Below are 14,267 nucleotides of genomic sequence, written 5' to 3'. Positions count from 1 at the left end.
GCGCCTGAACGGTCGGGGAAACGCATGTCTAAAAAGCCTGCCCGTGCGCGCCGCCTGCTGGAGCGGATCAGGCACGCCCGGCATCCGCTGCGCGGGTGGCGGCGATGGGTGGTGATTGCGGGGCAGGGGCTGGTCGGCTTCGTCGCCCTGTTCGCCGTCGTCAATCTGGTGCTCAGCCTGTCGACGTTCCGGGGCGAAGACCCTCTGGCGCGGACGGTTCACGAGCTGCGCGTGCTGTGGTTCAGCCCGCCCGACGGCCAGCCGATGTCCCCTACCGCATTCCCGACCGTCTATGGTCGCGATCTGGGTCCGGCGCCCGACACCGCCGCCATCCATGCCTATCTCGAGCGCGAGGCGGAGGACGGCGTCTTTCTGCTGGACCACGTCATGGTCGATCGCATTTTGAAGCTGAACGGCCGTATCGATGCGCGCAGCGTGCCGTCCGGCGTGTATGTCGGGGCCCATGCCCTGGGACCGGACGGGATGCCGCTGGTGCCTGTGACCAAGTTCATGGCGCAGTACCTGCTGTTTCCGCGCCACGCCTATATTCTGGTCGTGCCGGAAAGCGGGCCGGCCATCGCCTTCTCCGCCAGCCAGAACGCCAAGTTCGGCATCGACATTCATCCCGAGCGGTTGTCGGCCGAGATCGCGCCGTTCGATCCGAACGCCTATGACTTTCCCAGCTCGGGCGAGGCCCTGCACGAGATGACCCGCATCACCAATGACCCGGCGCGCGTCGCGACGGCCGTCGAAACGTTGAAGGGCGCCCAGGCTCGCCTGGCGCAGGAAGGTCTGACCTACGGCCTTCTGGCGCCGAACTCGAACACCGCCGTCGGCTGCGTGCTGCAAGGCGCCGGGGCGATCACGCAGCAGGCCCGCTCGTCGATCCTTCTGGCGCTACGGGCGCCGGGGTTTGGCGCATCGTGCGAATAGCGGTCGCGCCGACGGCCTCAACTCGGATATATCCACGCCGATGACCGAGCGACTCTTCCTGTTGAATCCCGACTGGCACGACGACCAGGGCGGTCCGTGGTTCTGCCCGCCCGGCGCCTATATCGAAGGCGTGCTGGCCTTCTATCCTCGGCTTCGCGATGCGCTGGACGTCGTCTATCTGGACCATCCGCGCCCGCGCCAGCCGGTCATCGACCAGGTCGGCGAGGCCCATCAGAGCTGCCCCATCCTGATCCTGGACGGCGAGCTGGATTGGCCCGAGGCCGAGGTCAGCCAAACGACCGGTCGGCGCTTCCTTCAGGATCACGCCATCGCTCCCTATCTGGCGGCCCGCTACGGCGTCGGCCGACCCCATCCCTAGAGGTTCGTCATGCCCATCGGCGTCTTCACCATGGTCGGCATCTACATCATCGCCTGGTGGACGGTGCTGTTCGCCGTGCTTCCGCTGGGCACGGCGAGCGAGACGCACGAGCCGCCGACCGACGGCTCACAATGGGGCGCGCCCAAGACGCCCAATCTGAAGAAGAAGTTCCTGACCACCACCTGGGTCTCGGCCCTGGTCTGGGTGTTCGTCATGGTCCTGATCTTCACGGGCTGGCTGCCCCTGCCGAACTTCGCCAGCGGCCCGGCTGTCTAAACGACGCATCGGCCTAGCTTTCGCCCCGTCCGAGCGGCTAAAGCCTTGTTCCGTCTCTACGCCTAGGATTCCCGACCATGCGCCTGTCGCGCTTTTTCCTGCCCACGCTGAAGGAAGCTCCTTCGGACGCCCAGATCGTCTCGCACCAGCTGATGCTGCGCGCCGGCATGATCAAGCAGGAGGCCGCCGGCATCTACGCCTGGCTGCCGCTGGGTCTGAAGGTGCTGCGCAAGATCGAGCAGATCGTGCGCGAAGAGCAGATGCGGGCCGGGGCGGTCGAACTGCTGATGCCGACGCTGCAACTGGCCGACCTGTGGCGCGAGAGCGGCCGCTATGACGCCTATGGCCCCGAGATGCTGCGCATCACCGACCGTCACGAACGTGAGCTGCTATACGGACCGACCAACGAGGAGATGATCACCGACATCTTCCGGGCCTATGTGAAGTCCTACAAGTCGCTGCCGCTGAACCTGTTTCACATCCAGTGGAAGTTCCGTGACGAGCGTCGTCCGCGCTTTGGCGTGATGCGCGGGCGCGAGTTCCTGATGAAGGACGCCTATTCCTTCGACGTCGACGAGGCCGCGGCCCGGGTCGCCTACAACCGCATGTTCGTCGCCTATCTGAACACCTTCGCCCGCATGGGCCTGAAGGCCGTGCCGATGCGCGCCGACACCGGCCCCATCGGCGGCGATCTGAGCCACGAGTTCATCGTCTTGGCTGAAACGGGCGAGAGCGAGGTCTTCTGCGACCGCAAGCTGGTCGAGATGCCCGCGCCCGGCGACGACTTCAGCCCTGAAGCCGTCCAGGCCGTCTTCGACGAACGCACCGCCCTCTACGCCGCCACCGAAGAGATGCACGATCCGTCGCAGTTCGAGGCCAAGACCGCCGAGGGCGACCGCCTTTCGGCGCGCGGGATCGAGGTCGGCCACATCTTCTACTTCGGCACCAAATACTCCGCCCCGATGAAGGCCAAGGTCGCGGGGCCTGACGGGCAGGACGCCGAGGTCCACATGGGCAGCTACGGCGTCGGCGTGTCGCGCCTGCTGGGCGCCATCATCGAAGCGAGCCACGACGCCGGCGGCATCATCTGGCCCGACGCGGTCGCGCCGTTCGACGTGGTCGTGATCAATCTGCGCGCCAATGACGAGACCGTCTCGGCCGCCTGCGAGGACGCGGTGGCCCAGCTTGAGAAACTCGGCAAGGACGTGCTCTACGACGACACCGACGAACGTCCCGGCGGCAAGTTCGCCACCGCTGACCTGATCGGCGTGCCGTGGCAGCTGACCATCGGACCCAAGGGGCTGGCGGACGGCGTGGTCGAACTGAAACGCCGCGCCACCGGCGAGAAGGTCTCCGTGCCGCTCGCCGAAGCTATCGAAAGGCTGACCGCTTGAGCCTGCCGTCTCGCCCGTCCGGCGCCTTCTCCTCGTGGGAGATCGGCCTGGCCCTGCGCTACCTGCGCGCCAAGCGTAAGGAAGGCGGCGTCGCCACCATCGCCGTCATCAGCTTCATCGGCATCATGCTGGCCGTCGCCGTGCTGATCAGCGTGATGAGCATCATGTCCGGCTTCCGCAGCGAACTGCTGGGCCGCATGCTGGCCTTCAACGGCCACATGTATGTGCAGGGGCAGGTCCTGACCTCGCCGGATCGCGAAGCCGCGCTGAAACGCATCCAGGCCGTGCCGGGCGTCGCCAGCGCCAGTCCGCTGAACGAGGCCCAAAGCCTGATCCGCGTCGGCAGCTATACGACCGGCGCCATCGCCAAGGGCATCCGCCCAGAGGATCTGGCCAAGACCCAGTATGTCTTCGACAGCTTAAGCCCGCAGGAACGCGCCAGCTTCGGCAAGGGCCCTTATGGCGGCGACCGCATTCTGGTCGGAGCGGCCCTGGCCAATTCCATGGGCCTGCGCGTCGGCGATCCTGTGACCCTGTATTCGCCGACCGGGGCCGACAGCGCTTTCGGCAACCTCGGGGGACTTGAGAAGACCTATTTCGTCGGCGGCCTGTTCCGCTCGGGCGCCGCCGATTACGACCGGGCCTTCATCTTCATGCCTCTGGAGCAGCAGCAGCTCTTCTTCGGCAAGGAAGGGGTTTGGGACGCGATCGAGATCAAGGTCGATGATCCCGATCAGGTCGGCGCCCTGACCGCCGCCATCCGCGACGCCGCCGGCCCTGGCTCGGTCGTCAGCGACTGGCGTGAGCGCCTCGCCGCCTTCTATGGCGCGCTGAAGGTCGAACGCGTGGCAATGAGCATCATCCTGGGCCTCGTCGTCGCCATCGCCGCTATGAACATCATCTCCGGCATCGTCATGCTGGTGAAGAACAAGGGCCGCGACATCGCCATCCTGCGCACCATCGGCGCCAGTCCCTCGGCGATCCTGCGCGTCTTCTTCATGGCCGGCGCCATGATCGGGGTCGCGGGCACCATCGCGGGCCTGATCCTGGGTCTGCTGTTCTGCTGGAACATCGGCTCAATCCAGCATTTCCTGGAGTTCGTCCTGCAGACCAAGCTGTTCGATTCCGACGTCTATATGCTGGACGCCATCCCGGCCCTGGTCGATCCGGTGGACGTGACCTGGGTGGCCTTCTGGTCCCTGTTGATGAGCTGTATCGCCAGCCTGCCGCCGTCCTGGAACGCGTCTCGCATCGATCCCGTGGAGGCGCTGCGCTATGAGTAAGGCTCCCATCCTTTCGGTGCGCGGCCTGACCCGCACCTATGACACGGCCCAAGGCGGCCTGACCGTGCTGAAGGGCGTGGATCTGGACGTCTATCCGGGCGAACTGGTCGGGCTGATCGGGCCGTCGGGCTCTGGCAAGTCGTCGCTGCTGCACGCCGCCGGCCTGTTGGAAAAGCCGACCAGCGGCACGGTCGCCATCGACGGCGAACAGGTCGGCGATCTGGACGAACGCGCCCGCACCCGCCTGCGCCTGGGCCGAATCGGCTTCGTCTATCAGTTCCACCATCTGCTGCCCGAGTTCGACGCGCGCGACAATGTCGCCTTGCCGATGCGGATCGCCGGTGTGTCTCAGGACGAGGCGCGCAAACGCGCCGAGGTCACCCTGACAGCGCTGGGTCTAGGCGAGCGTCTGACGCACCAGCCGGCCCAGCTGTCGGGCGGCGAGCAGCAGCGCGTCGCCATCGGGCGCGCGCTCGCCAACGGCCCACGCCTGCTGTTGGCCGACGAGCCGACTGGCAATCTGGATCCGACCACCAGCCAGTCGGTGTTCGAGTCCCTGCGCAACCTGGCCAAGACCACGGGCGTCGCCGCCCTGATCGCCACGCACAATATGGAGTTGGCCGGCCATATGGACCGCGTCTTCGCCCTGAAGGACGGTCATCTGGAACAGCGCGAGGCCCAGAGCCACGCCTACTGAGCCATGCGTATCGCTCAGCTGACGGCGGCGTCGCCCCAGATCGCTCTGAGGCGTTCGGGGCGGCGGCATCCGATCCGGTAGGCCTGATAGCTGGCGGCGTGGCGTTTGGCGTAGTTCTGGTGCTCCTCGCCCGCTGGCCAAAACCGCTGGGCGCCGACGACCGGCGTGGTGAAGCTCTTTCTCAACACCCGCATCGCCGCATCGCGCGAGGCGACGGCGTCCGCGCGTTGGCCCGCTGTCGCAAAGACGGCGGATCGATAGGACGGCCCCTGGTCGCAGAATTGACCGGTAGGATCCGTCGGGTCGATGGTGCGCCAATAGCGATCGACCAGGGTGCGATAGCTGACCACGCGCGGATCGAAGGTGACCTGCACCGCCTCCATATGGCCGGTGCCGCCGCGCACCACCTGCTCATAGGTCGGGTTGGCGGTATGGCCGCCGACGAAGCCGGACACGGCCGAACGCACCCCCGGTACGTCATCGAAGGCCTTCTCTTCCGACCAGAAGCAGCCGCCGGCGAAGATCGCGGTCTGAAGCGCCGTCTGCGCCTCGGCCTGACGGGCCAGAGGCGCGCCGATCGCCAGTGCAGCGACGGTCAACGATGCAACGGCGGCGAGGGAAGTCGTGCGAAGGGACATGGTCTCAACTCCTGTTGCATTGACTACGACGGCAACGGGCAAACGGTTTCACCGAGAACGCCTTGACCGGAACAAAATGCCAACATAGAACATTAGCAGAACATATCGGATGTCTCGGAGCCAAGGTCATGTCGCGTTTGATGAGGGATATGCTGTCGCTAGCGTCGTGCGGCGGTTTTGTTTGGATGGTCTGGACCGTGGCGATCAGCGTCACCGCCTGAGATCAGACGAATTAGACGCTTTAGACGGTGTTTTTTCGAGAACCGTCTGAAGCCAGCGATCCACAGCCGATCTGTCGGGCGACCGGTTTGCGATGGCCGCGCGACGCCCGATATGAGACTCAGGATAGGGTAGGGCTCGGCAGCGGGTCAGGGTCGAAGAAGGCGTGAACGAGCCGGTGAACAGTCAGGGTTTTGTCCATCTGCGGGTCCGTTCGGCCTATTCGCTGCTGGAAGGCGCGATCAAGGCGGCCAAGGTCGGCAAGCTGGCGGCCGACTCCGGAATGCCGGCGGTTGGGGTGGCGGACCGGGCCAATCTGTTCGGCGCGCTGGAGTTCAGCCAGACGGCGAAGGATGCAGGTGTTCAGCCGCTCGTGGCCTGCGCCCTGCCAGTCTTCGGCATCGGCGGCCAGATCACCGCCCGCTGGGCCAAGGTTCCGACCGTGGTGCTGCTGGCCCAGGATACGGCCGGGTGGCTAAACCTGTGCGCCCTGTCGTCGTCCGCTTATCTGGACGCCGGAGAAATGGCCGAGCCGGGCGTGGCCTGGGAACAGGTCGTCGCCCGCTCCGAAGGCCTGATCCTGCTGTCCGGCGGCCCGGACGGCCCGGTCGATCCGCTGTTCGCCCAAGGCAAGAAGGCCGAAGCCGCCGCCGCGCTGGCGGCGATGAAGGCGGCGTTCGGCGATCGCTTCTACGTCGAGCTGCAACGGCACGGGCTTGAGGACGAAAAGCGCGCCGAGCCGGGGCTGGTCGAATGGGCCTATGCCAATGACGTGCCGCTGGTCGCCACCAACGACGTCTATTACGCCAAGGCGGCGCAGGCCAAATCCCACGATGCCCTGCTGTGCATCGCCGATGGCGCCTTCACCGGCCAGGAAGATCGCCGCCGCATCACCGGCGAGCACTGGTTCAAGCCCGCCGCCGTCATGCGCGAGCTGTTCGCCGACTTGCCCGAGGCTTGCGACAACACCATCGACATCGCGCGCCGCTGCGCCTTCCTGGTCAATACGCACGCGCCCATCCTGCCGCGTTTCGACACCGGGGCCGGGCGCTCTGAGGCTGACGAACTGGCCCACCAGGCGCGCGAGGGGCTGAAGGTCCGCCTGACCGAGGTCACGCCGGCCGTGCCCGAAGAGGAATACTGGACCCGCCTGGAATGGGAGGTCGGGATCATCCAGCAGATGGGCTTCCCCGGCTACTTCCTCATCGTGTCGGACTTCATCAAATGGGCCAAGACCCACGGCATTCCCGTGGGGCCGGGGCGGGGCTCCGGCGCCGGCTCGCTGGTCGCCTGGTCTCTGACCATCACCGATCTGGACCCACTGCGGTTCGGCCTGCTGTTCGAGCGATTCCTGAACCCCGAACGGGTCTCCATGCCCGACTTCGACATCGACTTCTGCCAGGAGCGGCGCGAAGAGGTGATCGACTATGTTCAGGACCGCTACGGCAAGGACCGGGTGGCCCAGATCATCACCTTCGGTACGCTTCAGGCGCGGGCCGTGCTGCGCGACGTGGGCCGGGTGCTGCAGATGCCGCTGGGCCAGGTGGACCGGCTCTGCAAGATGGTGCCGAACAACCCGGCTGCGCCCGTCACCCTGGCCCAAGCCATCGACATCGAGCCGCGCTTGAAGGAGGCGCGCGACGCCGAGCCGGCGGTGAAGGCCCTGCTGGAAACCGCGCTGGAGCTGGAGGGGCTGTACCGCAACGCCTCCACCCACGCCGCCGGCATCGTCATCGGCGACCGGCCTCTGACGGAACTGGTGCCGCTGTATCAGGATCCGCGCTCCACCATTCCGGCGTCCCAGTTCAACATGAAATGGGTCGAACCGGCAGGCCTGGTGAAGTTCGACTTCCTGGGTCTGAAGACGCTGACGGTGCTGGATCGGGCGCGCGGCTATCTCGAACGGCGAGGCGCAGCCAAGGACTGGAACAGCTTGCCGCTGGACGATGCGCGCACCTATGAGCTGATGGCCTCTGGCCAGACGGTAGGGGTGTTCCAGCTGGAATCCCAAGGCATGCGCGACACTCTGCGCAAGATGCGCTGCGGCTCCATCGAAGAGATCACCGCCCTGATTTCCCTTTATCGGCCGGGGCCGATGGAGATGATCGACACCTATATCGACCGCAAGTTTGGGCGCGCCGAGGTCGATTATCTGCACCCCAGTCTGAAAGAGGTGCTGACCGAAACCTACGGCGTCATCATCTACCAGGAACAGGTGATGAAGATCGCCCAGATCCTGGCGGGCTACAGCCTGGGCGAGGCCGACCTGCTGCGCCGTGCGATGGGCAAGAAGAAGAAGGAGGAGATGGATTTCCAGCGCCTCCGCTTCGTCAAGGGCGCCGCCGATAAGGCCGTGCCGGAGGTGCAGTCCGGCTCCATCTTCGACCTGGTCGCCAAGTTCGCCGGATACGGCTTCAACAAGTCCCACGCCGCCGCCTACGCCCTGATCTCGTTCCAGACGGGCTGGTTGAAGGCCAATCAGCCGGTCGAGTTCTTCGCGGCCTCCATGAGCCTGGACTTGTCGAACACTGACAAGCTGGCGGTCTTCTATCAGGACGCCAAACGGTTCGACGTGCCCGTCCTGGCGCCCGACATCAATCGCTCCTCGGCCGACTTCGACGTGGCCTGGGACGACGACAAGGGGGCGGTGCTCTACGCCCTGGGCGCAATCCGAAACGTGGGTCTCGAGGCGATGAAACACGTCATCGAGGTGCGCGAGACAGGCGGACGCTTCGCCGACATCTTCGACTTCCTCGAGCGCGTCGATCCGCGCAGCGTGAACAAGCGCGCGCTGGAAGGTCTGGCCAAGGCCGGGGCCTTCGACAGCATCCACTCCAACCGGCGTCAGTTGCTGGAACAGGCCGACGTTCTGATGGCCTATTGCCAGAGCGTGGCGGCCGAACGCGCCTCGTCTCAGGTGTCATTGTTCGGCGGCGACCAGGCCCATGCCGCGCGCCCGCGTCTGAAGAGCGTCGAGCCCTGGGTTGGTCCGGAGCGACTGGATCACGAACTGTCGGCGGTCGGCTTCTATCTGTCCGGTCACCCGCTGGACGAGATGACCTCAGCCCTGAAGCGCAAGCGCGTCACCTTCGTCGCCGAAGCGGTTCCACTGGCGGAGTCCGGCCACGAAGCGTTCCAGATGGCCGGCGTCGTGCGTCGCAAGCAGGAGCGGGCCAGTGCGCGGACGGGCGAAAAGTTCGCCTTCGTGACCTTCTCGGATCCGACCGGCGAGTTCGAATGCCTGTTCCCGCCCGAACAACTGCGCAAATGCCGTGAGGTGCTGGAACCCGGCGCCTCGGTCATGGTGCGCGTCCGCGCCAAGTCGTCGGAAGGGGAGGTGCGCTTCTTCGGCGACGACGCCTCGCAAATGGACAATCTGCTGGACGACGCCAACATCGGCCTTCGCATCCATGTCTCGGCCCGCAGCGCGGACGCCGAGGCGCTGAAGGCGCGGCTTGAGCGCGCGCGATCGGGCGCGATCGGCAAGGGAGGAGAGGTGTCGCTGATGATCGCGGGCCTCGAGCAGGGGCGCGAGGTCGAGGTCAAGATTCCCGGCCGCTATCGCCTGGACGGCGCATTGCGCGGCGCGCTGAAATCGGCGCCGGGCGTCGTCATGCTGGAGGACGCCTGATGTGCGTCGCCGCGCTGATTTTCGGCTTGGCTCTTGCTGAGGCTGGTCCCTCGGCCGCTGCAGTCCCACAGCCCGTTGCACCAAGGGAAAGCCAGACCATGTTCCACGCTGTCGGAACCTTCGAGGTTCAGATGACGCCCGTCGCGGCGGAGGCCGGCTCACCCGCCGCTGCACCCGGCCGGATGCGCCTGTCCAAGACCTTTCACGGAGATCTGGAAGGCGAGGGCGCTGGCGAGATGCTGGGGCTTCTGAACAATGGCTCCGGCGCCTATGTCGCGATGGAACGCGTGTCAGGGGTGCTCGACGGACGACGCGGCGCCTTCGCCTTGGTCCATCGCGGGGTTATGGAGGCGGGCAGCCAAGATTTGCTGATCACCATCGTTCCCGGGTCCGGCGAAGGCGATTTGGCGGGGATCACGGGCGTCTTTCACTTAAAGATCGAGGGCGGCGTTCATCGCTACGATCTGGAATACAAGCTTCGCTGACAGTCGACTGTGTGCCCAGGATCAATGGTCAAGCTTCTGATTTTGCGGAACCTCACGGACGCGTGATGGGTTTGGTCAGTCCATAGGGAGACTGTTCCAATGAAATATCTCGCCATCGCCAGCGTCGCCTCGCTGGCCCTTCTCGCCGCCTGCAACCAGGGTGGCGACAGCGCCGCCCAGAACACCGGCGAAGCGGTCAACGCCACTCAGGACGCTACCTCCGGCGTCGTGGGCCAGACCTCGGCCATGACCATGGGCGCCAACACCGTCGACGGTTTCGTCACCGGTCTGGGCGCCGGCAACATGTACGAGCTGGAAGCCGCCAAGATCGCCGCCGCCAAGTCCAAGAATGCCGACGTGAAGGCCCTGGCCGCCATGATCACCAAGGATCACACCGCCGCCGGCGAGAAGCTGGCCGCCGCCCAAGCAACCGCCGCGCCCAACGTCGTCATCCCCACGACGTTGGACGAACGCCGCAAGGGCCTGATCGACAATCTGAACGCCGCCACGCCGGACGACTTCGACAAGGTCTATCTGGACCAACAAGTCGCCGCCCACAACGAGACGCTGACGCTGCTGAACGGCTTTGCCGACAACACCGAAGCGCCGGCTCTGGCCACGCTCGCGCGCGAACTGGTGACGCCGGTCACTGCGCACCGGGACCGCGCCCGGACCCTGCTGGACGCGATGAAGTAAAGGCAGCCGTCGCGTTGCTGACCAAAGGCGGTCCCCAAAGGGGCCGCCTTTTCCGCATTTGCAGGGCTGCGCTTGCTATTGCGGCCCATCCGGACTACATGGCCCCCGCATTTCGCAACGCGGGAGAGGCGCGCTTCGGGGAGACATCCCGATCCGCACCATTCCGAGGGTCTTTTAGACCTTTAATCCCCCGCGCCACGTTTGATCGGAAAAAGGACTGAACGATCATGGCTCTGCCTGAATTCTCGATGCGCACCCTGCTTGAAGCAGGCGCCCACTTCGGCCACCAGACGCACCGCTGGAACCCGAAGATGGACCGCTACATCTTCGGCTCGCGCTCGAACATCCACATCATCGACCTGTCGCAGACGATGCCGCTGTTCCACCAGGCTCTGGTGGCCGTGCGCGAAGTCGCCGCCAAGGGCGGTCGCGTTCTGTTCGTCGGCACCAAGCGCCAAGCCGCAGAGCCGGTCGCCGAAGCCGCCAAGCGCTGCGCCCAGTACTACATGAACAACCGTTGGCTCGGCGGCACGCTGACCAACTGGCGCACCGTGTCTGGCTCGATCGCTCGCCTGCGTGAGCTGGAAGGCATTCTGGAAAACGGCGGCGAAGGCCGCGTCAAGAAAGAGCTGCTGAACCTGCAGCGCGAGAAAGACAAGCTTGAGCTGTCGCTGGGCGGCATCAAGGACATGGGTTCGATCCCGGACATCATGTTTGTGATCGACACCAACAAGGAAGCGATCGCGATCCAGGAAGCCCGCAAGCTGAACATCCCGATCATCGCCATCCTGGACACCAACTCGGATCCGGACGGCATCACCTATCCGGTCCCCGGCAACGACGACGCCGCCCGCGCCATCCAGACCTACTGCGACCTGATCGCCGACGCCGTCTTGGACGGCCTGGCCGCCGGCGCTTCGGCCTCGGGCATCGACCTGGGCGCTTCGGAAGCCCCGGTTGAGCCGATGCTGCGTGAAGCGTCGGCCCCCAAGGCTGAAGCCGAAGCCGCGCCGGCTGGCACGGAAGGCGCCGCTGCCGAACTGGAAGCCGCTGCTGAGCCGGCTGCCGAAACCGAGAAGGCCGAGGGCTGATCGCCCGCCGGGCGGCGTTCGCGTTCTTGAGCGCCGCCTGACGAACTGACACACGGCCGGGCTAAATCAGTCCGGCCGTTCCCACATACGAAATCCCCCAAGGAGAAGAACATGGCCGAGATCACTGCCGCCCTCGTGAAGGAGCTTCGCGAGCGTTCGGGCGTCGGCATGATGGACTGCAAGAAGGCGCTGGTCGAAAACGACGGCAACATCGAAGCAGCAATCGACTGGCTGCGCGCCAAGGGCCTGTCCAAGGCCGCTAAAAAGGCCGACCGCGTCGCCGCTGAAGGTCTGGTCGCCGTCGCGTCGAAGGAAGACGGCAAGGGCGAAGTCGCCGCCGCCATCGAGTTCAACGCCGAAACCGACTTCGTCGCCCGTAACGAGCTGTTCCAGAACGCTGCCAAGTCGTTCGCCCAACTGGGTCTGGAGCACCACTCGGTCGAGGCCCTGCACGGCGCCGAACTGGAAGCCGGCAAGACGGTCCAGGACGAAGTGACCAACATGATCGCCACCATCGGCGAAAACATGCAACTGCGCCGCGCCGCCCGCCTGTCGGTTTCGGAAGGCGTTGTCTCGACCTACGTCCACAACGCGGTTTCGCCGGGCGTCGGCCGTATCGGCGTGTTGGTGGCGCTGGAAGGCGAGGGCGACAAGACCGCGCTTCGCGAACTGGGCCGCAAGATCGCCATGCACGTCGCCGCCACCGCGCCGCTGTCGCTGAACACCGACGACCTGGACCCCGCAGCCATCGAGAAGGAACGCACCGTTCTGACCGAAAAGGCCAAGGAAGAAGGTCGCCCGGAAGCCATGATCGCCAAGATCGTGGAAGGTCAGATCAACAAGTTCCAGAAGGACGTGGTGCTGTCCAAGCAGCCGTTCGTCATGGATCCGGACGTGACCATCGAACAACTGGTCGCCAACTCGGCCAAGGAACTGGGCTCCTCCAACCTGCACCTGGCCGGCTTCGTCCGCCTGGCGCTGGGTGAAGGCGTCGAGAAGGTCGAAGGCCCCGACTTCGCGTCGGAAGTCGCCTCCATGATGGGCGGCAACTAAAAACATTCCCCTCATTCGTGAGGGTTTTGTATCAGAAGGGCGCGTTCGGCTTTGATGGCCGGCGCGCCTTTCGTCTATAAGAAGCCGCCTGATTCAATGGCGCCGCAGTCAAACGGACCTTCCCGCATGCCCGACGCCCCCTCGACCTTCCGCTACAAACGCGTCCTGCTGAAGGTGTCGGGCGAGGTGCTGATGGGCGACCAGTCGTTCGGCGTCGATATGAAGACCGTCGATGCTGTGGCTAAGGCCGTCGCGGACGTCGCGGCCGAAGGCGTGGAAATCTGCCTAGTCATCGGCGGCGGCAACATCTTCCGCGGCCTGTCCAAGGCGGCGGCCGGCATGGAGCGCGCCCAGGCTGACTATATGGGCATGCTGGCGACCATCATGAACGCCCTAGCCATGCAGTCGGCGCTGGAGAAGATCGGCGTGTCGACCCGCGTGCAGAGCGCCATCCCGATGGCGGCCATCGCCGAACCCTACATCCGCCGTCGCGCCCTGCGTCATTTGGAAAAGGGTCGGGTTGTGATCTTCGCCGCCGGCGTGGGCGCACCGTTCTTCACTACTGACTCGGGCGCGGCATTGCGTGCGGCGGAAATGGGCTGTGACGCCCTGCTGAAGGGCACCAGCGTGGACGGGGTCTATACCGCCGACCCGAAGAAGGATCCCGACGCGACGCGTTACGAGACGCTGTCTTATCAGGACGTGCTGGCCAAGGATCTGCGGGTCATGGACGCCTCGGCCATCGCCATGATGCGCGACACGGGCATACCGATCGTGGTCTTCTCCATTCGGGAAGACAATTCGCTGCGCCGGACCCTGACCGGCGAAGGCACGTTCACGGTCATTCAGGACGTCGCCTGAACGTTCGCCTGACCAGGAAAGACAAGAGAGACCAAGACCATGGCAAAGCCTGAACTGAAGACCTATCGCGACCGCATGGATCGCTCCGTCGCCGCCCTGAAGGAAGAGTTCAGCGGTCTGCGCACCGGCCGCGCCAACGCCGGTCTTCTGGAGCCCGTGCGGGTCGAAGCCTACGGCTCGGCCTCGCCCCTGACCGCCGTCGCCGCCATCAGCGTGCCAGAGCCTCGCATGATCAGCGTCAGCGTCTGGGACAAGGGCATGGTGGTTGCCGTCGAAAAGGCGATCCGCAACGCCAACCTGGGCCTGAACCCGATCGTGGACGGCCAGACCCTGCGCATTCCGGTGCCGCCCCTGACCGAGGAACGCCGCAAGGATCTGGTCAAGCTGGCCGGCAAATACGCCGAGCAGCAGAAGATCTCGGTTCGCAACGTCCGCCGCGACGCCAACGACGACCTGAAGAAGGCCGAGAAGGCGGGCGAGATCAGCCAGGACGAGCAAAAGAAGATGGAGACCGAGGTCCAGAAGGACACCGACGCGGCCATCAAGCGCATCGACGAGACCTTGAAGACCAAGGAACAAGAGATCATGCAGGTCTGAGGCGAAACGGCTGGGTCCGGAAGGGATCGCACGA

The 14,267-nt window shown here is 65.4% G+C and carries 14 protein-coding genes; 13 read left to right on the top strand and 1 reads right to left on the bottom strand.

Annotated features, from left to right (window positions below):
- Nucleotides 1-24 precede the first annotated feature (24 nt).
- The 6 genes from HNP47_RS03520 to HNP47_RS03495 all read left to right on the top strand — a co-directional run bounded on the left by HNP47_RS03520 (nucleotide 25) and on the right by HNP47_RS03495 (nucleotide 4,962).
- Entirely contained in the window at nucleotides 25-933 is a 909-nt protein-coding gene (locus HNP47_RS03520; RefSeq protein WP_184278356.1) for a hypothetical protein, read from the top strand.
- Between the two features lie 40 nt (nucleotides 934-973).
- On the top strand, nucleotides 974-1,312 hold the full coding sequence (locus HNP47_RS03515; protein ID WP_184278355.1) for a DUF3088 family protein: 339 nt from the start codon (nucleotides 974-976) through the stop codon (nucleotides 1,310-1,312).
- 9 nt (nucleotides 1,313-1,321) lie between these two features.
- Entirely contained in the window at nucleotides 1,322-1,588 is a 267-nt protein-coding gene (locus tag HNP47_RS03510) for a DUF1467 family protein (RefSeq protein ID WP_055753501.1), read from the top strand.
- Nucleotides 1,589-1,665: 77 nt separating this feature from the next.
- Entirely contained in the window at nucleotides 1,666-2,982 is a 1,317-nt protein-coding gene (gene proS / locus HNP47_RS03505) for a proline--tRNA ligase (RefSeq protein ID WP_184278354.1), read from the top strand.
- Complete coding sequence (locus tag HNP47_RS03500) at nucleotides 2,979-4,265, top strand: lipoprotein-releasing ABC transporter permease subunit (protein WP_082465008.1); 1,287 nt, start codon at nucleotides 2,979-2,981, stop codon at nucleotides 4,263-4,265. The genes proS and HNP47_RS03500 overlap by 4 nt, the downstream gene beginning before the upstream one ends.
- On the top strand, nucleotides 4,258-4,962 hold the full coding sequence (locus HNP47_RS03495) for an ABC transporter ATP-binding protein (RefSeq protein ID WP_112862088.1): 705 nt from the start codon (nucleotides 4,258-4,260) through the stop codon (nucleotides 4,960-4,962). The genes HNP47_RS03500 and HNP47_RS03495 overlap by 8 nt, the downstream gene beginning before the upstream one ends.
- A 14-nt stretch (nucleotides 4,963-4,976) precedes the next feature.
- Here the strand turns inward: HNP47_RS03495 and msrA are convergent, their stop codons facing one another.
- Nucleotides 4,977-5,600 (bottom strand): peptide-methionine (S)-S-oxide reductase MsrA, encoded by a 624-nt coding sequence (gene msrA / locus HNP47_RS03490; protein WP_184278353.1) that lies wholly within the window; start codon nucleotides 5,598-5,600, stop codon nucleotides 4,977-4,979.
- Between the two features lie 385 nt (nucleotides 5,601-5,985).
- On the opposite strand from msrA, the gene dnaE reads away from it, so the two are divergent.
- The 7 genes from dnaE (at nucleotide 5,986) to frr (ending at nucleotide 14,233) form a co-directional block, all read left to right on the top strand.
- Nucleotides 5,986-9,450, top strand: coding sequence for a DNA polymerase III subunit alpha (gene dnaE / locus HNP47_RS03485; protein ID WP_184278352.1), 3,465 nt, complete (start codon nucleotides 5,986-5,988; stop codon nucleotides 9,448-9,450).
- Nucleotides 9,451-9,548: 98 nt separating this feature from the next.
- Nucleotides 9,549-9,935, top strand: a complete 387-nt coding sequence (locus HNP47_RS03480; RefSeq protein ID WP_184278351.1) for a DUF3224 domain-containing protein — start codon at nucleotides 9,549-9,551, stop codon at nucleotides 9,933-9,935.
- 99 nt (nucleotides 9,936-10,034) lie between these two features.
- Nucleotides 10,035-10,631, top strand: a complete 597-nt coding sequence (locus tag HNP47_RS03475; protein ID WP_184278350.1) for a DUF4142 domain-containing protein — start codon at nucleotides 10,035-10,037, stop codon at nucleotides 10,629-10,631.
- 227 nt (nucleotides 10,632-10,858) lie between these two features.
- Entirely contained in the window at nucleotides 10,859-11,722 is an 864-nt protein-coding gene (rpsB, locus tag HNP47_RS03470) for a 30S ribosomal protein S2 (protein WP_017503967.1), read from the top strand.
- Nucleotides 11,723-11,833: 111 nt separating this feature from the next.
- Nucleotides 11,834-12,775 (top strand): translation elongation factor Ts, encoded by a 942-nt coding sequence (gene tsf, locus HNP47_RS03465; protein WP_055753506.1) that lies wholly within the window; start codon nucleotides 11,834-11,836, stop codon nucleotides 12,773-12,775.
- A 126-nt stretch (nucleotides 12,776-12,901) separates the two neighbouring features.
- The gene (gene pyrH, locus HNP47_RS03460; protein ID WP_045811327.1) at nucleotides 12,902-13,636 is read left to right on the top strand and encodes a UMP kinase; all 735 of its coding nucleotides are present in this window, start codon (nucleotides 12,902-12,904) and stop codon (nucleotides 13,634-13,636) included.
- A gap of 39 nt (nucleotides 13,637-13,675) precedes the next feature.
- The gene (frr, locus tag HNP47_RS03455) at nucleotides 13,676-14,233 is read left to right on the top strand and encodes a ribosome recycling factor (protein WP_055753507.1); all 558 of its coding nucleotides are present in this window, start codon (nucleotides 13,676-13,678) and stop codon (nucleotides 14,231-14,233) included.
- Nucleotides 14,234-14,267 lie beyond the last annotated feature (34 nt).

This window comes from Brevundimonas vesicularis (genome assembly GCF_014204545.1).
Lineage (GTDB): Bacteria > Pseudomonadota > Alphaproteobacteria > Caulobacterales > Caulobacteraceae > Brevundimonas > Brevundimonas vesicularis_B.
The sequence above is the reverse complement of the archived record's forward strand: the minus strand, read 5'-3'. Positions and strand labels throughout refer to the sequence as shown.

Coding starts and splice junctions, on each gene's coding strand:
- HNP47_RS03510 (WP_055753501.1), top strand. CDS start 1,322: ATGCCCATCGGCGTCTTCACCATGGTCGGCATCTACATCATCGCCTGG.
- tsf (WP_055753506.1), top strand. CDS start 11,834: ATGGCCGAGATCACTGCCGCCCTCGTGAAGGAGCTTCGCGAGCGTTCG.
- frr (WP_055753507.1), top strand. CDS start 13,676: ATGGCAAAGCCTGAACTGAAGACCTATCGCGACCGCATGGATCGCTCC.
- pyrH (WP_045811327.1), top strand. CDS start 12,902: ATGCCCGACGCCCCCTCGACCTTCCGCTACAAACGCGTCCTGCTGAAG.
- HNP47_RS03495 (WP_112862088.1), top strand. CDS start 4,258: ATGAGTAAGGCTCCCATCCTTTCGGTGCGCGGCCTGACCCGCACCTAT.
- msrA (WP_184278353.1), bottom strand. CDS start 5,600: ATGTCCCTTCGCACGACTTCCCTCGCCGCCGTTGCATCGTTGACCGTC.
- proS (WP_184278354.1), top strand. CDS start 1,666: ATGCGCCTGTCGCGCTTTTTCCTGCCCACGCTGAAGGAAGCTCCTTCG.
- HNP47_RS03480 (WP_184278351.1), top strand. CDS start 9,549: ATGTTCCACGCTGTCGGAACCTTCGAGGTTCAGATGACGCCCGTCGCG.
- HNP47_RS03475 (WP_184278350.1), top strand. CDS start 10,035: ATGAAATATCTCGCCATCGCCAGCGTCGCCTCGCTGGCCCTTCTCGCC.
- HNP47_RS03520 (WP_184278356.1), top strand. CDS start 25: ATGTCTAAAAAGCCTGCCCGTGCGCGCCGCCTGCTGGAGCGGATCAGG.
- HNP47_RS03515 (WP_184278355.1), top strand. CDS start 974: ATGACCGAGCGACTCTTCCTGTTGAATCCCGACTGGCACGACGACCAG.
- rpsB (WP_017503967.1), top strand. CDS start 10,859: ATGGCTCTGCCTGAATTCTCGATGCGCACCCTGCTTGAAGCAGGCGCC.